At 72.4% G+C, this 21,081-nt stretch carries 17 protein-coding genes; 3 read left to right on the forward strand and 14 right to left on the reverse strand.

The annotated features are described in order from the left end of the window. Window positions 1-26: 26 nt before the first annotated feature. Window positions 27-2,876, forward strand: a complete 2,850-nt coding sequence (locus tag BLU82_RS14725; protein ID WP_092621677.1) for an FAD-binding and (Fe-S)-binding domain-containing protein — start codon at window positions 27-29, stop codon at window positions 2,874-2,876. A 1-nt stretch (window position 2,877) separates the two neighbouring features. Here the strand turns inward: BLU82_RS14725 and BLU82_RS14730 are convergent, their stop codons facing one another. Then, complete coding sequence (locus BLU82_RS14730) at window positions 2,878-3,237, reverse strand: cupin domain-containing protein (RefSeq protein WP_157740967.1); 360 nt, start codon at window positions 3,235-3,237, stop codon at window positions 2,878-2,880. Between the two features lie 65 nt (window positions 3,238-3,302). Here BLU82_RS14730 and fgd point away from each other — a divergent pair, with 65 nt between their 5' ends. Continuing rightward, on the forward strand, window positions 3,303-4,334 hold the full coding sequence (fgd, locus tag BLU82_RS14735) for a glucose-6-phosphate dehydrogenase (coenzyme-F420) (protein ID WP_092621680.1): 1,032 nt from the start codon (window positions 3,303-3,305) through the stop codon (window positions 4,332-4,334). Window positions 4,335-4,393: 59 nt separating this feature from the next. Here the strand turns inward: fgd and BLU82_RS14740 are convergent, their stop codons facing one another. The 8 genes from BLU82_RS14740 to BLU82_RS14775 all read right to left on the reverse strand — a co-directional run bounded on the left by BLU82_RS14740 (window position 4,394) and on the right by BLU82_RS14775 (window position 14,475). Then, window positions 4,394-5,653 carry a Xaa-Pro peptidase family protein gene (locus BLU82_RS14740; RefSeq protein WP_092621683.1) on the reverse strand — a complete coding sequence of 420 codons (1,260 nt, stop codon included), beginning with the start codon at window positions 5,651-5,653 and terminating at the stop codon, window positions 4,394-4,396. Continuing rightward, entirely contained in the window at window positions 5,650-7,623 is a 1,974-nt protein-coding gene (locus tag BLU82_RS14745; protein ID WP_092621686.1) for a DPP IV N-terminal domain-containing protein, read from the reverse strand. The genes BLU82_RS14740 and BLU82_RS14745 overlap by 4 nt, the downstream gene beginning before the upstream one ends. A 35-nt stretch (window positions 7,624-7,658) precedes the next feature. Beyond that, window positions 7,659-9,254 carry a gamma-glutamyltransferase gene (locus tag BLU82_RS14750; RefSeq protein WP_197682957.1) on the reverse strand — a complete coding sequence of 532 codons (1,596 nt, stop codon included), beginning with the start codon at window positions 9,252-9,254 and terminating at the stop codon, window positions 7,659-7,661. Window positions 9,255-9,316: 62 nt separating this feature from the next. Continuing rightward, the gene (locus tag BLU82_RS14755; RefSeq protein ID WP_157740971.1) at window positions 9,317-10,924 is read right to left on the reverse strand and encodes an ABC transporter substrate-binding protein; all 1,608 of its coding nucleotides are present in this window, start codon (window positions 10,922-10,924) and stop codon (window positions 9,317-9,319) included. Window positions 10,925-10,956: 32 nt separating this feature from the next. Continuing rightward, the gene (locus tag BLU82_RS14760; protein ID WP_092621696.1) at window positions 10,957-11,799 is read right to left on the reverse strand and encodes an ABC transporter ATP-binding protein; all 843 of its coding nucleotides are present in this window, start codon (window positions 11,797-11,799) and stop codon (window positions 10,957-10,959) included. After that, entirely contained in the window at window positions 11,796-12,650 is an 855-nt protein-coding gene (locus BLU82_RS14765; protein WP_092621699.1) for an ABC transporter ATP-binding protein, read from the reverse strand. Before BLU82_RS14765 ends, BLU82_RS14760 begins: the two co-directional genes overlap by 4 nt. Further along, window positions 12,647-13,519 (reverse strand): ABC transporter permease, encoded by an 873-nt coding sequence (locus BLU82_RS14770; protein WP_092621702.1) that lies wholly within the window; start codon window positions 13,517-13,519, stop codon window positions 12,647-12,649. Before BLU82_RS14770 ends, BLU82_RS14765 begins: the two co-directional genes overlap by 4 nt. Then, window positions 13,516-14,475: an ABC transporter permease gene (locus tag BLU82_RS14775; protein ID WP_092621705.1), complete on the reverse strand. Its 960-nt coding sequence runs from the start codon at window positions 14,473-14,475 to the stop codon at window positions 13,516-13,518. Before BLU82_RS14775 ends, BLU82_RS14770 begins: the two co-directional genes overlap by 4 nt. Window positions 14,476-14,769: 294 nt before the next feature. On the opposite strand from BLU82_RS14775, the gene BLU82_RS14780 reads away from it, so the two are divergent. Next, window positions 14,770-15,492: a GntR family transcriptional regulator gene (locus BLU82_RS14780; protein WP_092621708.1), complete on the forward strand. Its 723-nt coding sequence runs from the start codon at window positions 14,770-14,772 to the stop codon at window positions 15,490-15,492. 10 nt (window positions 15,493-15,502) lie between these two features. On the opposite strand, the gene BLU82_RS14785 is transcribed toward BLU82_RS14780, so the two are convergent. From BLU82_RS14785 to BLU82_RS14805, 5 genes are read right to left on the reverse strand one after another with little or no spacing between them, the layout of a single operon-like run. Then, window positions 15,503-16,801: an FAD-binding oxidoreductase gene (locus BLU82_RS14785; protein ID WP_092621711.1), complete on the reverse strand. Its 1,299-nt coding sequence runs from the start codon at window positions 16,799-16,801 to the stop codon at window positions 15,503-15,505. A gap of 7 nt (window positions 16,802-16,808) precedes the next feature. Beyond that, window positions 16,809-17,348 (reverse strand): type 1 glutamine amidotransferase domain-containing protein, encoded by a 540-nt coding sequence (locus BLU82_RS14790; RefSeq protein WP_092621714.1) that lies wholly within the window; start codon window positions 17,346-17,348, stop codon window positions 16,809-16,811. Then, window positions 17,345-18,409 (reverse strand): phosphoglycerate dehydrogenase, encoded by a 1,065-nt coding sequence (locus tag BLU82_RS14795; RefSeq protein ID WP_157740973.1) that lies wholly within the window; start codon window positions 18,407-18,409, stop codon window positions 17,345-17,347. Before BLU82_RS14795 ends, BLU82_RS14790 begins: the two co-directional genes overlap by 4 nt. Beyond that, the gene (locus BLU82_RS14800) at window positions 18,406-20,043 is read right to left on the reverse strand and encodes a thiamine pyrophosphate-dependent enzyme (protein ID WP_092621720.1); all 1,638 of its coding nucleotides are present in this window, start codon (window positions 20,041-20,043) and stop codon (window positions 18,406-18,408) included. Before BLU82_RS14800 ends, BLU82_RS14795 begins: the two co-directional genes overlap by 4 nt. A gap of 51 nt (window positions 20,044-20,094) precedes the next feature. Continuing rightward, window positions 20,095-21,081 carry a D-2-hydroxyacid dehydrogenase gene (locus BLU82_RS14805; RefSeq protein WP_092621723.1) on the reverse strand — a complete coding sequence of 329 codons (987 nt, stop codon included), beginning with the start codon at window positions 21,079-21,081 and terminating at the stop codon, window positions 20,095-20,097.

Here is a 21,081-nt window from a genome sequence, read left to right on the forward strand (position 1 = left end):
CTCCGAGAGCCGCTCACCAGCCGAGGATGGACAGGGTGCACCTACCGACCAGCGATCTCGTCCACGCCCTCCGCCGGGCCGGCCTCGACGCCGACGCCGGCTCGCGACGACGCGCCGAGTACTCCTCCGACGCGTCCAACTACCGCGTCGTGCCCGAGGTCGTCGTGTTCCCGCGCACCGTCGACGACGTGCTCGGCGCGCTCGAGGTCGCGCGCGAGCACGACAGCCCGGTCACCGCCCGCGGCGGCGGCACGTCGGTGGCCGGCAACGCCGTCGGGCCGGGCACGGTGCTCGACCTCTCCCGGCACCTGGGTCGCGTCCTCGAGATCGACCCGCGGGAGCGGGTGGCCAGGGTCGAACCCGGCTGCCTGCTCGGCACCGTCCAGCGCGAGGCGGCCGCTCACGGCCTGCGGTTCGGCCCCGATCCGTCGACGTGGGCCCGGTGCACGATCGGCGGCATGATCGGCAACAACGCGTGCGGCCCCCGGGCGCTCGGGTACGGCCGCACCGCCGACAACGTGCGGGCGCTCGACGTCGTCGACGGCGCCGGGCGACGCTTCATGGCGGGCCGCGACGTGAGCGCGGTGCCGGGCCTCGAGCGGCTCGTCGACGACCACCTCGCGCTGATCCGCACGGAGCTCGGCCGGTTCAGCCGGCAGCTCTCCGGCTACTCCCTGGACCACCTGCTGCCGGAGAACGGGCACGACGTCGCCCGCGCGCTGGTCGGCACCGAGGGCACCTGCGTGACGGTGCTGGGCGCCACGATCGAGCTGGTCGAGGTCGCGGCCAGCCCGGCGCTGCTCGTCCTGGGCTACCCCGACATGCCGGCGGCCGGCGACGACGTCCCGGCGCTGCTCGGGCACCGCGCGCTGGCCATCGAGGGCCTGGACGCGCGGCTGGTCGACGTCGTCCGCCGGCACTACGGAGGGGTGCCCGACCTGCCGAAGGGGGCCGGCTGGCTGCTCGTCGAGGTCCCCGGCGCGACGCCGGCGGAGGCGGTCGCCGCGGCCGGAGAGCTGGCCCGCGCCGCCCACGCGCTCGACTCGCGGGTGCTGCCGGCCGGGCCGGAGGCCACGGCGGTGTGGCGGATCCGCGAGGACGGCGCGGGGCTGGCGGGCCGCACGCCGCGCGGCCGCCAGGCCTGGCCGGGGCTCGAGGACGCGGCCGTCCCTCCGGCGCGACTCGGCGCGTACATGCGCGACTTCGAGGCCCTGCTCGGCGAGCACGACCTCCAGGGCCTGTCGTACGGGCACTTCGGCGACGGCTGCATCCACGTCCGCCTCGACCTGCCGCTCGACCGCGACGCCACCGCGCTGCGGCGGTTCATGGAGGACGCCGCCCGGCTGCTGTCGCGTCACGGCGGCTCGCTGTCCGGCGAGCACGGCGACGGCCGCGCCCGCGGCGAGCTGCTGCGCCACGTCTACTCCCCCGAGGTGCTCGACCTGTTCGCCGCGTTCAAGGGCTTGTTCGATCCCGACGACCGGCTGAACCCGGGTGTTCTCGTCCGCCCGGCTCCCCTCGACGCCGACCTCCGCCGGCCCGCCGCCCGCACCGTGCGCGCCGCCGGCCTGGCGCTGCACGCGGACGACGGTGACCTCACCCGCGCCGCCCACCGCTGCGTCGGCGTCGGGAAGTGCCGCGCCGACAACGCCGCGACCGGCGGGTTCATGTGCCCGTCGTACCTGGCCACGCGGGACGAGAAGGACTCCACCCGGGGCCGCGCCCGGGTGCTGCAGGAGCTGACCAACGGCTCGCTGGTCACCGGCGGCTGGCGCTCGCCCGAGCTCGCGGAGTCGCTGGACCTGTGCCTGTCGTGCAAGGCGTGCTCACGCGACTGCCCCGCCGGCGTGGACATCGCGTCGCTGAAGTCCGAGGTGCTGTACCGGAAGTACCGGCGCAGGCCGCGGCCGATCTCGCACTACACGCTCGGCTGGCTGCCGCGCTGGGCCCGGCTCGCCGCCCGGCTGCCCGGACCGGTCAACTGGGTGCTCGGACGGCCCCGGCTGTCGCGGCTCGCGCTCGGCCTGGCCGGCGTCGACCCGCGCCGGTCGGCGCCGCGTTTCGCGACGACGACGTTCCGGCGCTGGTGGGAGCGCCGCGCGGACCGGCCCGCCAACCGGACGGGCGAGGCGCGACAGCGGCGCCAGGTCCTGCTGTGGGCGGACACCTTCACCGACACCATGTCGCCGTCGCTCGCCACCGCCACCGTGGAGCTGCTGGAGTCGGCCGGCTACGACGTGCTCGTGCCGGACGCGGCGGCGTGCTGCGGGCTGCCGTGGATCAGCACCGGTCAGCTCGACGGCGCCCGGCGGCGGCTGGCGCGGACGCTCGACGCCCTGCATCCGTACGCCGCCGCGGGCATCCCGATCCTCGGCCTGGAGCCGTCGTGCACCGCCGTCCTCCGGTCGGACCTGCAGGAGCTGCTCCCCGGCGACGCCCGCTCCCGGGTCGTGGCCGGCGCGACCCACACGCTGGCGGAGCTGTTGCGGGCGCCGGAGCCGGTCGGGCCCGGGGCGTCCTGGACGCCGCCGGACCTCGCCGGTGTCACCGTCGTCGTCCAGCCGCACTGCCACCACCACGCGGTCATGGGGTTCGACGCGGACCTGGAGCTGCTGCGGCGCACCGGCGCGGCCGTCGCGCCGATCTCCGGCTGCTGCGGGCTCGCGGGGAACTTCGGGATGGAACGCGGCCATTACGACGTCTCCGTCGCGGTGGCCCGCAACGGCATGCTGCCGGCCCTGGAGGCCGCTCCGGACGACGCCGTGCTGCTGGCCGACGGTTTCTCGTGCCGGCTGCAGGCCGGCGACCTGGCCGGGCGCCGCGGCCTGCACCTGGCGGAGCTGCTGGCGCCCGGACGACGGCCGGCGGCGGGGTGACCTACTGCGCGTCCGGCTTCTCGATGGCCGTGTAGACCTTGCGGACCGGCTCCTCGACGTACCACGTGCCGATGTAGCCGTGGTGGACGTGCAGCACGGTGCCCGGCCGGATGTCGGTGACCGTGCCGTCGGAGTGCTCGATGCGGCCCTTGCCGGCGACGAAGTGCATGAACTCGGAGATGTTCTTCTTCTCCGACCGGAACACGCCGGGCGTGCACTCCCAGATGCCGAGCTCGGTGGCGCCGTCGCGGTGGAGCACCGTCTTCGTCGCCTTCGGGTCGCCCTCCAGGACGATGGGCGGGGCCGCCGAGGGCGTCAGCGGGGCGGTCGTCACGTCGTCCACGGTGTAGAAGGTGGTCACGGGTACGCTCCTTCTCAGGTCGCAAGATTGTTGGTAACATGTAGCATACCAATTGAGGAGGCCCGGTGGGTAGGACACTGAAGCTCGGATACAAGGCGTCCGCGGAGCAGTTCGGCGCACGCGATCTGGTCGAGTACGGCGTGCTGGCCGAGCAGGCCGGCATGGACTCCGCCGTGGTCAGCGACCACTTCCAGCCGTGGCGGCACAACGGCGGCCACGCACCCTTCTCGCTGGCCTGGATGACCGCGGTCGGCGAGCGCACGACGACGATCACGCTGGGCACGTCCGTGCTGACGCCGACGTTCCGTTACAACCCGGCCGTCATCGCCCAGTCGTTCGCGACCATGGGTTGCCTGTACCCGGGCCGGATCATCCTGGGCGTCGGCACCGGCGAGGCGCTGAACGAGATCGCGACCGGCTTCCGCGGCACCTGGCCGGCCTTCAAGGAGCGGTTCGCCCGGCTGCGCGAGTCCGTCGACCTCATCCGCCGGCTGTGGAGCGGCGAGCGAGTGGACTTCGACGGCGAGTACTACGCTGCCGCCGGGGCGTCCATCTACGACGTGCCGAAGAACGGCATCCCGATCTACGTCGCCGCCGGCGGCCCCGTCGTCGCCCGCTACGCCGGCCGCGTCGCCGACGGTTTCATCTGCACGTCCGGCAAGGGCATGGACCTCTACACCGAGAAGCTCGTCCCGGCCGTCGAGGAGGGCAAGGAGCAGTCCGGCCAGCCCGGCCGCGACGTCGATCAGCTCATCGAGATCAAGCTGTCGTACGACCGCGACCCGCAGGCCGCGCTGGAGAACACCCACTTCTGGGCCCCGCTGTCACTCACGCCGGAGCAGAAGCACAGCGTCGACGACCCCATCGAGATGGAGCGCCTGGCCGACGAGTTGCCGCTGGAGCAGGTCGCCAAGCGCTGGATCGTCGCCTCGGACCCGCAGGCCGTCGTCGACGCCGTCCGCCCGTACGTCGAGGCCGGCTTCAACCACCTGGTCTTCCACGCGCCGGGCGCGGACCAGCGACGCTTCTTCGAGCAGTTCGAGGCCGATCTCGCCACTCCCCTGCGCCGGCTCAGCTCCGCGCTGCCGCAGGCCTGACAGCCCCCGGGCGGCCGACGCGACGAGCTCGGCCGCCCGGCGACATCCTCGCCGGCACGTCACAGGGTGAGCCAGCACCACTCGGTGGTCCACGGGACGCGCGACAGCTGCAGCGCCGGGCCGGAGTCCTGGACGACGAACATGTCCGAGAAGTTCACGCTGAAGCCGGCCCGCGGGTCGTAGAGTCCCGGCTCCACCGACAGGCACATGCCGGGCTCCAGGACGGTGTCGTCGCCGAGGGCCAGCCACGGCGGCTGGTGGCCCTCCGGCCCCTGTCCGTGCGCCGGGCGGTGGTAGACGAAGTCCCGCACGCCGGCGTCGATCTGGAAGCGGTGGATCTTCTCGGCCACCTCGCCGCAGCTGACGCCCGCGCGCAGCTCGTCCTGCTGCAGCAGGCAGCTGTCGCGGGCCACCGTCCAGAGCCGCTCCATGTGCGCGGTCCGCGGCGCGATCATGAACGGGCGGTAGCACTCGCCGCCGTACCCGCCCACCCGGATCACGCCGGATGCCTGCAGCGTGCCGCCGCGGGTGATCTCGGCGTAGCGGAACTGGTTGGGGTGCGGGTAGCCGGTGACGCGGCCCGCGCGGACCCAGCCGAGGTCGATGCTGACGCCGACGCCGCGGTGCGGGCCGCCGTCGAGCTCGAGGTCGGGCACGATCCGCCGGGTCGCCATGTCGATCATCGCGCTGCGCAGCTCGAAGTCGGTCATGCCGTCGTGGAAGCCGTCGAGCAGGGTGTCTCGGCAGAAGACGTGCACGTCGTCGAAGTAGGCGTAGGCGCGCCGGGCGAGCGCGAGCTCCTCCGGTGTCTTCAGCATCCGCGACCGCAGGCACACGTCGCCGATCGAGCCGAACGGGGTCTCGCGGGGACGGTCGATCAGCAGGTCGCCCGCTCCGTGGCCACGCGCCGCGCAGAGCCGCAGGGCCCACTCCCAGAGGTCGACGGCCGGCCCGCGCGCGGCGGTGCCCTCGTTCGGGTGCTGCCCGTCGACGTGGGGATAGTCGAAGTACTCGGCGCCGTCGCCGTACCACCAGCTCTGGACGAGGTCGCGGTCCAGCCGCGGGTAGAACCAGAACGGCGCGCCGTCCGGCTCGATCAGCGCGTACAGCGGCCGTTCCGTGGTGGCCGCCCAGAGCCCGGTGAAGTGGACGATGTTCCACGGATCGGTCAGCAGGACCGCCCGGGCGCCGCGCTCCGCCGCCGCCGCGCGCAGCTCACCGGCCCGGGCCTGGTGCCACGCGAGCGGCAGCCGGGTCGCCGGCGACGGCTCGACGGGCGGAGGGTCGAGCAGCAGCGCCCGCGAGCCGGCGCCCGTCACAGCGCGTCCACGCCGAGGTGCTCGCAGAAGTAGCGGCCCTTCGCCATCGCCAGGTACGTGCCCTTGACGCCGGTGAAGTGGTGCGGCTGCTCGTTCACCGGGAGGAAGTCGAACGGCTTCCCGGCCAGCGTCAGCTGCTCGGCGAACATCAGCGACGCCGCGAACGGGACGTTGACGTCCGACGTGCCGTGGACGATCAGCAGCTTGCCGCGCAGCCGCGGGATCAGCGGGTACAGCGACAGCGCGTCGTAGCCGGCGACGTTCTCCTCCAGCGGGCCCATCACGCACTCGATCGGCCCCGGCCCGTTGCCCTCGCGCATCTCGTACACGCCGTTCACGGCGACGCCGACGTGGTAGACATCAGGCGCCTCGAGCAGCGCCCGGGCGGTGAAGTAGCCGCCGTACGAGCGGCCGTACACGCCGACCCGGGTGAGGTCGAGGTAGGACCGCTCCGCGCCGAGCTGCCGGATGGCCGCGACGTGGTCGGCGATCACGTTGTCGGCGAAGTTGCCGTACGCGACGTCGTGGAAGGCCTTCGACCGCTCCGGTGTGCCGCGGCCGTCGAGCATCATGACGACGAAGCCCAGCTCGGCCAGCGCCCGCGACTGCACCGCGTTGGCGTCGAGCAGGTGGGTCGGCACGAACGCGCTGTTCGGGCCGGCGTAGATCGACTCGATCAGCGGATACGTCCGGGCCGGGTCGAAGTCCGACGGGAAGTACAGGTGTCCGTGGAGCGTGGTCTCGCCGTCGGCGGCCAGGACGGTGAACTCCTCGGGCGGCGTCCAGTCCATCCCGGGCTCCGTGGTGACCTCGGCCTCGGCCAGCCGGCAGATGGAGGTGCCGTCGGCGGCTCGCAGGTCCGACGCCGGAGGCCGGCTCATGCTCGAGTGGTTGTCGACGAACACCCGCAGGTCGGGCGCCATGACGCCGTGGTGGGTGCCGGGCTCGTCGGTCAGCTGCTCGAACTTCGTGCCGTCCAGGCGGGCCCGGCCGATGTGGGTGTCGTAGGGGCGTTTCGGGTCCGAATGCGCCTCGACGTACACCCAGCCGGCCCGCTCGTCGATCGCGACGACCCTCGTGACCGCCCACTCGCCGCCGGTGACCCGGTTGATCAGCTGGCCGTTCATGTCGTGCAGGTACAGGTGCGCCCACCCGTCACGCTCGGTGAGCCACAGGTGGCCGGTGCGGCTGGGCAGCAGGACGCAGTCGAGACCCTTCTCCCAGAACGACACCCACGTCTCCGCCCGCTCCTCGTGGACGACCCGCGACGCCCCGGTCGCGGAGTCGGCCGCCATCAGCACGAACGGCTTCTTGTACCGGTTGGTCTTGAGGTAATAGAGCTCCCGCGCGTCCGCGCTCCAGCCCAGCGGGCGCAGGTCCTGTTCCGGCTCGGGGCCGCTGTCGATGCGCACGACGTCGCGGCTGAGCCGGTGCACGATGTACAGGCTGACGTCCTCGACGGCGCCGCCGACCCGGCCGGCCGGGAAGAACTCGACCTCCTCACGCGGCTTCAACCAGTGCACGACGGGGAACCGGTCCATCCGGCGGGTGTCGACCCGGCGCGCCGCCAGCCGCAACCCGTCCGGCGACCACGCCGCGCCCTTGACGTCCCAGCGGAAGTCCGGCTCGCCGCCGGACGTCAGCGGGCTGAGCCGGTCGTCGACCGCCCAGCGCAGCGCGATGTCGTCGCCGGACTCCGTGGCGAAGTACGTGCCGTCGGGCGACGGGGCCTCGTGCACCGGCGGCCGGCCGATCTTGAACGCCGACCGCAACCTGCGGCCCGTCACCTCGACGCTGCGTGGCAGCTCCGCGACCTCGGTGCGCGTGCCGGAGACCGGGTCGACGACCTGGTGGACGCCCTGGTGCGTGAAGGCGACTCCGCCGTCCACCCAGCGTGGCTCGACCGTGCCGCCCACCACCCGCTCGGGGTGGGCCAGGTACTCCCGGTAGCGCTCTTCCCTCGTCGGCATCGACGTGCGTCCTCCCTCGTGTCCGTCGTCAGTGATCAGTAGCCGGCGGCCTTGCCCTCGCGACGGGCCCCGGCGCCGCCGCGCAGGGAGCCGCCGGCGTCGCGCCAGCACATCTGGAACGACCCCAGGTGCCAGTTGGTCAGCCCCAGCGGCCGCACCCTGATCCCCAGCGCCGCCAGGCCCGCCGGCACCTCCGGCGCCACGGCCATCTCCATCGGCAGCGTGTAGTCGTCGCCGAGCGGCATCATCAGCGCGGCCGCCTCGGCGTCGTCGGGCGCCATGCCGAAGTCGAGGACGTTCGACAGCACCTGCGGCACCGTGGCCTCCACCTTGCCCGGCGTGCCGAGCGCCAGCCACGGCCGCCCGTCGCGCAGCACCAGCGTGTTGCCCATGACGGTGCGGACGTGCCCGCCGCCGGCGTACCACCCGCTGATGTTCTGCCGCGCGTTGAGACTGGTGTCGGTCAGCGACCCCGTCATCGGAACGCCGCCGACCACCTCGCCCGGGATCCCGCTGCCGGAGAGCGTCGTCATCGCCTGCACCCAGTTGCCGGCCGCGTCGACGATGCTGATCTCGCAGCTGTCGGTCCCGCGCTCCAGGTCGGGCAGCGGCGCGACGTGCGGCGAGCGGGTGGTGAGCCGCACGTGGGCGCTGAGGTCCGTCCGCGGCATCGACGAGCGGATCAGCCGCGCGACGTGCTCGTGATAGCCGGGATCGGCGAGGACGTCGCTGGGGTCGCCGAACACCTCGGGGTCGTTGAGGTGCCCGACGTCGAGCCGGGCCCGGCGCAGTGTGTGCGCGAGCAGATAGCTCGCGACCGGGCTGGCGTTGTAGTGGCCCTCGCCGGCGATGCCCAGCTGGTCGAGCACCCCGAGGACCATCGCCGCCGACGCACCCTGGATCTGCGGCGCGGCCAGCGAGACGATCTCGTGCCCGCGGTGGGTGAAGCGGCGCGGCTCGTCCCAGGCCGCCGGCTTCGCGGCCAGGTGCGCGAGCGTCACCGGCCAGCCCATCGCGTTGCCGCGCTCGACGAACGCCCGTGCCCACGGGCCGTCGATGAAGTACCTGGGACCGTGCTCGGCCGTCCCGGCGAGCGTCCGGGCCAGTTCCGGCTGCCGCCACCGCTCGCCGACCTGCGGCAGCCGGCCGCCGGGCGTGAAGTGCTCGCGCCCGGACGGCGAGTGCTGGAAGTAGGCGAGCGTCGTGGCCATGACGTAGTGCTCGAACGACGTCACGACGTGGCCCTCGTCGGCCAGCCGCAGGGCCGGCTCGACCAGCCTCGCCCAGGGCAGGACGCCGTGGCTCTCGTGCAGCAGTTTCATCGCCGGCATGAATCCGGGCACGACGGCGTTCGCACCCGGCGCCACGGCGGAGTACGTCCCGGGCTCCACCGGCACCGGCCGGAACGGCGCGAGTCCCGGGATCACCCACCCCGGGCTGTTGAGCTGCCGGACCCGGCCGGTGCGAGCGTCGTACAGCAGGGCGGTCACGGTGCCGGCGTGGTTCGTGAGCTCCTGCGAGACCGTCGCCTGCACCATGCACGCGGCGATCAGCGCGTCGACGGCGTGCCCGCCGTCACGCAGCACCGCCAGGGCGGCGTCGGTCACCAGCGGGTGCTGCGTCGACACCATCGCCGACGTAGCACCCGCGGGAGCCTTGCGACCGACGACGCCATGCGGATACGTGCGCGTCATCAGCCCTGTGCCGGCCCGATCTTGCTCCAGTCCAGCAGCACGACCTCGCCGAGCGCGAAGAACTCCTCGATGCCGGAGAGCTCGGCCCGGATCGCCTCGGTGTAGGAGACCTGCACGAGGATCGCCGTCGGCAGGTCGTCGGCCACGACGCGCTGTGCCTGGGTGTAGAGCGGGACCCGTTCCTCCCGCGCGTTCGCCGAGTTGGCCGCGAGGAAGAGGTCGTCCAGCTGCGTGTTGCAGTACCCCGTCGCGTTGCCGAAGACGGCGTTCTGGTCGTTGTCGCAGGTGTAGCGGCGGTACAGGCCGATCGCCGGGTCGGCACCGGACGCGATGTTGATCGTGTAGGTGTCGAAGTTGTGGTTGGCGAAGACCTCCTCGCGGAACACCTCCGCGTCGTCCTGCACCACGGTCGTCTCGACCCCGATCGCCCGCCAGTTGTCGGCGACGACCTCCGCGACCTTCTCACCGCCCGGCTCACTGGCCTCGTACCGATGGACGAGGCTGAACCGGGTGCCGTCCGCCCCGCGGGGGTAGCCGGCCGCGTCGAGCGCCTCCTCGGCGGCCTCCGGGTCGTACGGGTACTCGGCGGCGTAGTCGATCTCGCCGGTGTTCGCCCAGTGGCCCTCGGGCAGCGGCGACCGGCCGGGCGGGAAGTAGCCGCCGAACACGCTCTCGGAGATGAAGTCGCGGTCGATCGCCTGGAACAGCGCTTGCCGCACCGCCGGGTCGGCCAGGATCTCGTTGCGGGTGTTGAACGGGAACATCTTCATCGAGTACGACGCCCGGCCGTTGTCGAGCACGACGTTCTCGTCGTTCTCGAGCTGGAGGATCGCCTCGTACGGCACGTCGTAGGAGTTGACGTAGTCGATGTCGCCGCTCTTCAGCGCGAGCGCCCGGGCGGTCGCGTCGCCGATGACCGTGAAGACGACCTTCGCGAAGCCGGGTGTGTCGCCCCAGTAGTCGTCGTTGCGGGCCAGCGTGATCCGCCCGTTCTCCCAGGACTCGAACTTGAACGGCCCGGTGCCGACCGGCTCGCGGTTCGCCGGGTTGGTCTCCAGTTCCGTGCCTTCGTAGACGTGCCGCGGCAGGACGGAGAACGACATCGGGTTGAGCATCGCGAGGAAGGCGCCGGACGGCGAGTTCAGAACCACGTCCACCGTGTGCTCGTCGACGGCCGTCGCGGAGGCCACCATGTCCTTCAGCGCCGCGGTACCGGCGTTGACGCCCAGGCCGTTCTCGAACGTGAACACGACGTCGTCGGCGGTGAACGGCTCTCCGTCGTGCCAGTTGACGCCCTGCCGCAGGTGGAAGCGGTAGGTCAGGTCGTCGAGCTGCTCCCACGACTCCGCCAGCTGTGGCTGGACCTCGCGCTCGCGGTCGACGGTGACCAGGGACTCCTCCATCGCCAGGCCGACCAGCCCGACCTGGACGTCGCCGAGGAACAGCCGCATGAGGTGCGGCGGCTCGGCGCTCATGCCGACGACGAACGTGTCGTCGGTGTTGCCGCCCTGCCCCCCGGCGCCGCCGGCGGTGCCACCACAGCCGGCCATGAGCAGAGCGGCGCCGGCGACCAGCGTCACCGCCCATGTCCTGATGGTTCTGACCACGATCGCTCCTTCGTATCGGCGGTTCCGGCGCCTCACGCCGCGTCCTGCGGCGGCACCAGCTGCGGTGTGGAACCGAGAAGCCTGCGGGTGTACTCGTGCTGGGGCCGGGCGAAGACGTCGTCGATGTCTCCCTCTTCGACGATGTCGCCGCGGTACATCACCAGCGCGCGCTGCGCGAGGGCCCGCACCACCGACAGGTCATGGGTGATGAAGAGGATCCCCATGCGGTGGTGGGCCTGGATCTCGCGGATGAGCTTGATGATCTGGACCCGGACCGAGACGTCGAGGGCCGACGTCGGCTCGTCGGCGACCAGGAAGGCCGGACGGTGCAGCAGCGCGCGTGCCAGCGCGACACGCTGCTGCTGACCGCCGCTGAGCTCGTGCGGGTACCGGCTCAGGAAGCGGCCGGGCGGAGTCACGCCGACCTCCTCGAGGGCGTCCGAGACCGCCGCCTCCACGCCGTCTCGCGGCGCACCGGCGCGCCGGGCGGCGTAGCCGAGGATCGAGCGGATCGTCATCTTGGGGTTCAGCGATGCCGCTGGACTCTGGAACACCATCTGGACGGCGCCGTGGAAGCCCGGGCTGATCCCCCGGCGGCCCTCGTACGCCGTCCCGCCGATGGTCACCGTGCCGTGGTCGGGCACCTGGAGTCCGGCCATGACGCGGCCGAGCGTGCTCTTGCCGCTGCCGCTCTCCCCCACCAGCCCGACGATCTCGCCGCGGCCGACGGACACGCTGACGCCGTTGACGGCGACCACCTCGCGTCGGCGCCGGCCGCGTGACCGGAAGGTCATGTGGATGTCGGACAGCCGCAGCGCGTCGCCGCCGGCGTCGTGCGTTCCGGTCGCGGCATCCTGCCGGCTCACCACACTCATGACTCCCTCACCGGCTCGGGGACGGCCGACGTGCCTGCCGGCGCCGCGGCCGCGACGTCGTAGATCTCGCGCATCGCGGCCATCAGGGACCGCGTGTACTCGTGCCGCGGCCGCCAGAGCACGTCCTCGGTCGGGCCGCTCTCGACGATCTCGCCGTCGAACATCACGAAGACCCGCTCACAGAACTGGCCGATCGCGGCGAGGTCGTGCGACACCAGCAGGATCCCGACCTGCTCCTGGTCGGCCAGCGACCGCAGCAGCCGCAGCACCTGGTCCTGGATCGTGACGTCCAACGCCGTGGTGGGTTCGTCGGCGATCACCAGAGCCGGGCGCTTGGCCAGCGCGCACGCGATGATGATCCGCTGCTTCATGCCGCCGCTGAGCTGGTGCGGGTAGAGCCGGGCGAACTCCTCGGTCGCGGGCAGGCCGACGGCGTCGAGGAGCTCCGCCACCGTGCGGCCACCGGGACGGATCGCCTCGGCCACCTGGCTGCCGATGCGCATGGTGGGGTTGAGGTGGGCGTTGGGGTCCTGGAAGACGTAGGACAGCTCCGTGCTCAGCGCCTCCCGGCGGCGGGCCTCCCCGGCGCCGGACAGATCGGAGCCGTTGACGACGATCCGCCCGCTGATCCGGGGCTGCAGGCCGGGCGCCAGCAGGCCGGCGACGCCACGTGACAGCATCGTCTTGCCCGAACCGGACTCGCCCACGAGCCCGACCACCTCGCCGCGGCCGACGTCGATGGAGGCGCCCCGGACCGGGTGGATGCGCGTCCCGCCGAACGGGTGGATCGAGACGTCGAGGTCGCTCACCTCGAGTGCGCGCGGATCCTGCTGCTGCGCTGGCGTGGTCACAGTGCCCTCCGCCCCTGGTTGCCGCGGCGTCCCATGGAGTCTCCGATGAGGTTGAACGACAGCACCATCAGGGCGATGCAGACGCCGGCGGGCACGCTGAACCACCAGGCGTCGGTGAGGAACGGCTGCGCCCGCCGCAGCACGCCGCCCCAGCTCGACGTCGACGGGTCGCCGAGGCCGAGGAAGCTCAGACCGGCCTCGAGCAGCATGCCGCGGCCGATGTCCAGCGCCGCCTGCACGGCGGCCGGCGCGAACGCCACCGGAAAGATCTCCAACGCGATGATGCGCCACGCCGGCGTGCTGGAGATCCGGGCCGCGTCGACGAACTCCGCCCGGCGCAGCGCCAGGAACTGGCTGCGGACGATGCGCGCCGACTGCGGCCACAGCGCGATGACGACCGCGGCCGCGATCAGCGTCGTGTTGCGCCCGATCACCGCGACGATCACCAGGGCGATCAGCATCGCCGGCATGATCTGGAACATCTCGGCGATGCGCATGAGGACGTTGTCGACGGCGCCGCCGACGTAGCCGGCGATGCCGCCGACGATGATGCCCAGCACGAGCGAGCCGAGGCCGGCCGCGAGGCCGATCAGCAGCGACACCCGCGCGCCGTAGATCAGCTGCGACAGGATGTCCTTGCCGGTGTCGTCGGTGCCGAGCAGGTGGTCGGCCGACGGCGCGTGGAGGATGCGCTCCGACACCGCGAACGGGTCGTACGGCGCGATGAGCGGGGCGAACAGGGCGACCAGCGCGAACAGCACCACGATGGCGATCGCGGCGATGGTCAGCGGGCCGCGGCCCAGCCGCAGCCGCTGCAGCCGGGAGGGTTTCGTGGTGGTGGCGGTGGGGTCCACGACGATGTCGCTCACAGGGCCGTCGCCTCCCGCACCTTCGGGTCGATGACCCCGTAGACGACGTCGGTCACCACGTTCACGACGAGTGTCACGACGGCGACGATCACCACCACGCCGAGCACCACCGACGTGTCCCGGCGCTGCACCGAGTCGTAGAGCAGGCTGCCCATGCCGGGCCAGCCGAAGATCTTCTCGACCAGCACCGAGCCGCCGACCATGGTGCCGAACGTGTAGCCCATGACGGTCGCGACCGGGAGCAGGGAGTTCCGGACGACGTGCCGGCGGATGATCCGGCCGCGGGCCAGGCCCTTCGACACCGCCGTCAGCACGTAACCGGAGTTCAGCACCTCGTTCGCGCTGGCCCGGGTCATCCTGATCATCAGGGCCGTCTCGGGCACGGCCAGTACCGCCGCGGGCAGGATCAGGTGCGACACGAGGTCGCCGAACTGCTGGATCGGCGTGCCGACGAAGCCGATCGTCGTCATGCCGTGCGCCGGCAGCAGGGCCAGGTTGATCGCGAAGACCAGCACCGCCATCAGCGCGAGCCAGAACGCCGGGATGCTGAAGGCGACCAGCGTGGAGAGGTTGACGGCGTTGTCCACGGCGCGGCGGCGGGTCGTCGCCGCCCACAGGCCCAGCGGCAGGCCGATCACGATCGAGAGCAGCGTGGCCGCGACCACCAGGATCATCGTGGCGCCCAGGTGGTTCACCACCAGCGGCAGCACCTCCTGGCGGTTCGCGAACGAGTAGCCGAGATCGCCCTGCAGGGCGTTCAGGACGTAGTTGACGTACTGGACGACCAGCGGCTGGTCGAGCCCGAGCTCCGCCCGTCGCTCGGCGAGGTACTCCTCCGAGGCGGGGTAGTCGCCGATCGTCGCCGTCACGATGTCCCCCGGCGCGAGCGATACCAGGACGAACGTGAAGCTGATGACACCGATCAGCAGCGGGATGACGTATCCAATACGTCGCATGACACCGAATAGCACGCGCAACGCCCCGATTCGTTCTGTCGGCTGGGGGTGGGCCCGCGGATCTGGGCACGTCCAGGCCGCCACAGCTTGTTGTCAAGCAAGCGACTCTGGACCCAATCTCTGGCTGCATGTAGCATGTAGCATGCCGTCTCACACGTCAAGAGCCTCGCACGGTGTGCCGTCCCGCTTGCCGGTGACGTGCTACCGCCTGTGTGTCGGGTGCTCCGGCATGCGCTATCCCACTAACCTGTCAATTGATCAGGCCCCGGCCCCTCCCGTCGATCGGAAGAAGAAATGACGAGGCAGTCAGTCCCTCCGCAGGATGAGCCGGCTCTGTCGGGTACCGGCCAGCTCGGCCCGATCGGCGATCGGCCGTCGCGGACGAAGGAGATCTACGAACAGCTCCGGTTGGCCATCGCCCGCCGCGAGCTCGTGCCCGGCAATCTGTACTCGGTGGCCGAGCTCGCCGCGACGTTCGGGGTGTCCCGGACGCCGGTGCGCGAGGCGCTGATCGACCTCTCCGCTCGCGGCATCATCCAGTTCGAACGCAACCGCGGCGTCCGGATCACCCAGTCCTCCGCACAGGACCTCAAGAACATCTTCGAGCTGCGCCTCATCCTCGAGACCCATGCGGCGAGCGTGGTCGCGTCCCGTCTCGACCCCGCGACCGAGAGCGCGCTCACCACCGCGTTGGAGCAGCTGCAACGAGCCACGACGACCCAGGACGACCTCACGTACTGGTCCAGCGACCGCAGCTTCCACCGCGTGCTGCTCGAGGCCTGCGGCAACGAGCTGCTGAGCTCGATCGTCGACAACCTGCGCGACTCCATCCTGGTCCGCGGCACGACCAGCGCCGGGCGCACGCGCACACTGCAGGACATCACGAACGACCACGAAGAGATCCTCACCGCCGTGCTGAGCCGGCGGCCGGCCGCGGCCGCCGAGGCCATGCGGGCCCATCTGCAGCGCACGGCCGACTCCCTGCTGCAGCAGGAACGCGACGGCGACCAGAGCTGACCGGCCCCGGTCAGAGGTGGTGGTGCGCCCGCACCGGTCCCTCGGCGAACCGCTCGATCCGGAACGGCTCGAGGTCGACGGACGGCTGCTTCCCCTGCGCGAGCTCGGCGGCCACGACGGCGACACCGGGCCCGATGCCGAACCCGTGACTGCTCATGCCGGTGGCGACGACGAGCCCGGCGTACTGCGGCGGTGCGGCGACCACCGGCAGCGCGTCGGGGGTGACGTCGACGGTGCCGGCCCACGCGCGGGCGATGCGCGACGACTCCCACCGCGGCACCAGCGCGGTGAGGCTGCGGTGGGCGCGCTCGATCTTCCTGCGATTCGGCGGCGGCTCGTCCATCCGCGGCCAGTCGAAGCGGATCGCGTCGCGGTCGCGCCGCGGCAGCCGCCGCAGGACGTCCTGGACCGCCACCTCGTTGAGGTGCAGCCGGATCATCTTCCGGTTGCGGGCGAAGTTCGGCAGGAACAGCCGCAGGTTGCCCAGGGTGTCGATGCCGATGTCGTAGTCGCTCCAGGCGGCGCTGCCGAAGATCACCGACCCGTCGGCGAGCTGGCTGAAGCCGACGGCGGGAACGTGGACGGCGAGCTCCGTCAGCTGCGCCGCCGGTGTCGTCCTGGCGGCCGTCGCGCGGATCCACCGGACCGGCACCTTCAGGCCGAGCGGTGCCAGCAGCTTGCCCGACCAGGCGCCGGCCGTCACCACGACCCGGCCGGCGGCGCGGCGGCCCGCGGACGTGCGCAGTCCGGTGACCCGGCCACCGGACGTCGTGATCTCCAGCGCCGTGACACCCTCCTCGATGACCACGCCACGAGCCCGCGCCGCCGCCGCGATGGCCGGCCCGGCGGCCGTGGGGTCGGCGTGCCCGTCGGCCGGCGTCAGCAGCCCGCCGGCCCACTCCCCCGTGACGTGCGGCAGCAGCTCGCGGACCTCGTCGGGGCCGACCATCCGGCTGCCGAAGAGCGTGTCGCCGCCGCTGGCGCGCAGCCAGTCGCGGTACTTGCTCAGGCCGGCCTCATCGGGGGCCAGGTTGATCAGGCCCTTCTTGACCAGCGTCAGTGCCGGGCCGATCTCCTCGCCCAGCCGATCCCAGGTGAGCGACGCGTGCTGCACCAGCTCCGCCTCGACCGGGTCGCAGCCCTGCCGGCGGACGAACCCCCAGTTCCGGCTGGACTGCAGGCCGGCGACGCGGCCCTTGTCGATCAGCCGCACGGAGTGACCCGCGGACGCGAGCTCGTAGGCGGTCGTGACGCCGACGATGCCGGCGCCGACGACGATGACGTCGGTCCCGCTCACCTGCTCGGCCACGAAGGGCTCAGGCCTTCTTCGCGGCGGCCAGCGCCTCGATGATCGGCGGCATGAACGCGGGCAGGTCGTCGGGAATGCGCGAGGTGATGACGTTGCCGTCGACCACGACCTCCGCGTCGACGTACTCGCCGCCGGCGCCGACGATGTCGTCCTTGATGGAGAAGTACGACGTCACCTTCCGGCCCTTGCACAGCCCGGCCGAGGCGAGCGCCCACGCGCCGTGACAGATCGCGCCGACCGGCTTGCCGGCCGCGCCGACCTCGCGGATGAAGTCGATCATCTCAGGCTTGCGCCGCATGTAGTCCGGCGAGAAGCCACCCGGCACGACCACGCCGTCGAAGTCGGCGGCGTTCACCGCGTCGATCGAGACGTCGGCCGTCACGGGGAGGCCGTGCTTGCCCTTGAAGACGTCGGTGCGGCCGCTGCCGATGATCGTCACCTCGGCGCCGGCCTCGCGCAGCCGGTAGAGCGGGTACCACAGCTCCACGTCCTCGTAGAGGTCCTCGGCCAGGATGGCCACGCGAACACCCTGCAGCTCGTCGCTCATGACAGTTCCTCTCTGTAGACCGCGGCCCCGACAGGGCCGTTCGGGGACTCTTCCCACAACGCACGGACCGGCCGGTTCACCAGGTCCGGCGGCTCGTTGCCGGTCAGCGCGGCGACGACCGCGCCGGTCGCGTGCTCGACCATCTGGTCGATGGCTTCTTTGGACAGCCCGCCGATGTGCGGCGTGAGCACCGTGGATCCCCACAGTGGCAGCAGCGGGCTGGTCCGGGGCGGCTCCTCGGAGAACACGTCGATGGCCGCGCCCCGCAGCCGCCCGGCACGGATCGCGTCCGCGAGCGCCTGCTCGTCGACGATACCTCCGCGGGAGGTGTTGACCAGGACCGCACCCGGCTTCATCCGGGCGAGCAGCGCGCCGTCGACGAGGTTGCGGGTGTGCTGCGTGAGGGGCAGGTGCAGCGACAGCACGTCGGCGGAGGTGACGACGTCGAGCATGCGCGCCGCGCGGACTCCGGGCGGCGGCGGAGCGACCGGGTCGTAGCCGACGATGTCGACGCCGAACCCACGCAGCCGCCGGGCGACGAGCTGCGAGATCGCGCCCATGCCCAGCAGGCCGACGGTCTTGCCGTGCAGGTTGCGGCCGGCCCACTGCCCGGTCCGCAGCCACCGGCCGTCGCGGACCGCCCGGTCGAGCTCGGGCACCCTGCGCAGCAGCGCGAGGATGAGACCGATCGTGTGGTCGGCCACCGCCTCCTCGTTGGCGCCGCGGGCGACCGTCACTCCCACACCGTGCTCGGCGGCCGCCTCGAGGTCGATGCTGTCGGTGCCGACGCCGACCCTGCTCAGCAGCCGCAGGCCGGGCGTGGCCTCGAACACGGCACGGGTGAACGGGTCGGTGCTGACGATGCCCGCCACACAGCCGTCGAGCAGCTCGACGAGTTCGTCCTGGCTGCGGTCGTGCAGCCGCGGCGCCCGCCGCAGCGTCAGGCCGAGGGCCGTGAGCCGCGCCGTCTGAGCCGAGGAGTCGTCCGGATAGTCCGGCCAGGTCACCAGGACGATCCGGCCGCGTTGCTGCGGCTGCGGACCCGGGACCGTGGCCGTCATGACGCCCACGCGTTGATCTGCTCGGGCGAGACCGCGAGCTGGATGACGGCGGGCCGCTCCGCGGCGATCGCCTTCTCCAGCGCCGCGGCGAACTCGCGGTTGGTCCGGCAGCTCAGGCCCAGCGCCCCGAGGCCCGTCGCCACCGTGGCGAGGTCGGCGCTGCCGAGGTCGACGCCGATCTCGCGGCCGGGATAGGTGCGGGTCTGGTGGTTGCGGATCGACCCGTAGACGCCGTTGTCGAAGACGACGAACACCAGCCGGTCCAGGCCGAGCCGGACCGCGGTGTGGATCTCGCTCATCGTCATCGCGAAACCGCCGTCGCCGGCGATGCCCACCACGACCCGGTCCGGGGCGGCGATCTTGGCGCCGATCGCCGTCGGCACCGCGTAGCCCATCGGGCCGGACGTGCTGCCGATGAACGTCTCGGGCGCGGTCCACCGGTAGTAGCGGTTCAGGTAGCCGGCGAACGCCCCGGCGTCGGAGGTGACGATGGCGTCGGCCGGCAGGATCCGCCGCAGCTGCCCGATCGCGACGGGCAGGTCCGCCTCGCCCTCGGCGTCGTCGGGCACGGCGGTCGAGGCGACGTAGCGCTCGTGCGCCTCCCGGGCCGCGGCCAGGGCGGCCGGCCGCCGTTCGACCGTTCTGTTCTCCAGGAGGTCGGCCAGCCGGCGGACGGTCGCGCCCGCGTCGGCGACGATCGGCACGTCCGGGTTGCGCACGACGCTCATCGACGCGGCGTCGACGTCGATCTGGATCAGCTTCTGCTCCGGCCCCGGCACGGTGTAGGACATCGACGTGAAGTCGCCGAGCCGGGTGCCGATGGCGAGTACCACGTCGGCGTCGCGCAGGGGCCGGGCCAGCTCGGCCGACAGCCAGGGCAGGTTGCCGGCGAACTGCGGGTGCGTGTTCGGGAACGCGTCGAACCGCCGCCACGCGTTGTAGACCGTGGCGCCGAGCCGCTCGGCCAGCCTCACGACGGCCGCGCGGCCGCGCGGACCGGCGAGTCCGCCGGTGCCGACGATCAGCGCGACGCTGCCTGCGCCGGCCAGCAGCGCGACCGCTCGGACGAGGTCCTCCTCGCGGGCGGCCGGTACCGGGACCGCCTGCCGGGCGACGGCGGTGACCTGTGTCGTCGCGTAGCCGACGTCCTCCGGCAGGCTGACCACCACCGGCCCCGGCCGGCCGCTCCTGGCCAGGTAGAACGCGCGCTGGATCTGCTCGGCCGCGCGGTCGGGCTCGGTGATCTCGATGCCGTCCTTGCCGAGCAGGCGGCCGGCGGCGAGGTGGTCGAGCTCCTGGAAGCTCTCCCGCCCCGCGTCGTCCCGGGACACCTGGCCGGCCAGCAGCACGAGGGGCGTGGAATCCTGCCGGGCGGCGTGCAACGCGATCGCCGCGTGGGCGAGACCCGGGCCGCGGGTCACCATGAAGACGCCCGTGCGCCCCGTGGTCCTGGCCCAGGCGTCGGCCATGAAGCCGGCGCCCTCCTCGTGCCGCGTGGGCACGATGCGGACCTCGGGCACGTCGTTGAACGCGTCGAGGACTGGCAGGTAGCTCTCGCCGGGCACGCCGAAGACATGGGTGACCCCTTCAGCGGCGATCGCGTCGACGATCACCCTTCCCACCGTGGAACTCATCGCGATGACCTTCCTGGCCGTGTCGGAACGTGCGGGTCGCGGGTCGATCGGTCAGTCGATCGGCGCGTACCCCAGATCCAGATCGACGACGTTGAGCAGCGGCTCTCCTCCGAGAGCTCGCCGGAGGTTGCGGACGAACAGGTCGACCATGGCGTCCTCCCAGCCCACGAAGTCCGAGGACGTGTGCGGCGAGAGGACGACACCGGGCGTCTCCCACAGCGCGTGCTCGGGCTCCAGCGGCTCGCGCCACAGCACGTCGAGCCCCGCGCCGCCGAGCCGGCCCGAACCGAGCGCCGCCATCAGCGCCGCCTCGTCGACGACGGCTCCCCTGCCGAGGTTGACCAGGTGGGCGCCGTCGGGCAGCGCGGCCAGCTCGGCCGCCCCGATCAGGCCGCGGGTCTCGCCGGTCAGCGGCGTGGCGATCACGACGTGGTCGGCGAGCGGCAGGACGTCGAGCAGCTGGTCGCTGCCCACGACACGGTCGAATCCGTCGACCCCGTCGCGAGGCCGCCGGCCCACGCCGATCACCGTCATGCCCAGCGCGCCGGCGCGGCGGGCGAGCTCGCGGTTCACCGGGCCGACGCCGATGGCGACGAGCGTCGCGCCCGACAGCATCCGGCTCTCCCGCGGCCGCCAGACCTTCGCCGCCTGGTCGGCGATCGTGCCCGGCAGGTCCTTGGCATGAGCGAGCATGAGCATGAGCGCGTACTCGGCCATGGCCGGCGCGGTCACGCCGCGGGAGTTCGTGAACGCGATTCCGCGGGCCCGGACCTCGTCCGACAGCGACGCGTCGACGCCGGACGCCGCCACGTGCACCCACCGCAGCCGCGGCAGCCGGTCGATCGCGTCCGGCACCAGCGTGCTGCGGAAGTTCCAGACGAACGCCGAGTCGACGGCCGCCGCCTCCTCGCCGATGTCGTCGGCCGTGACGGCGAAGACGAAATCGGCGAGGTCGCCCGCCTTCTTCAGCAGGCTCGGCGGCTCGACACCCGTGGGCCGAAGCGCCACGAGCACCCGCGGCTTGACCGGTGGAGTCAC

Source organism: Jiangella sp. DSM 45060 (assembly GCF_900105175.1).
In the GTDB taxonomy this organism is placed as follows: domain Bacteria; phylum Actinomycetota; class Actinomycetes; order Jiangellales; family Jiangellaceae; genus Jiangella.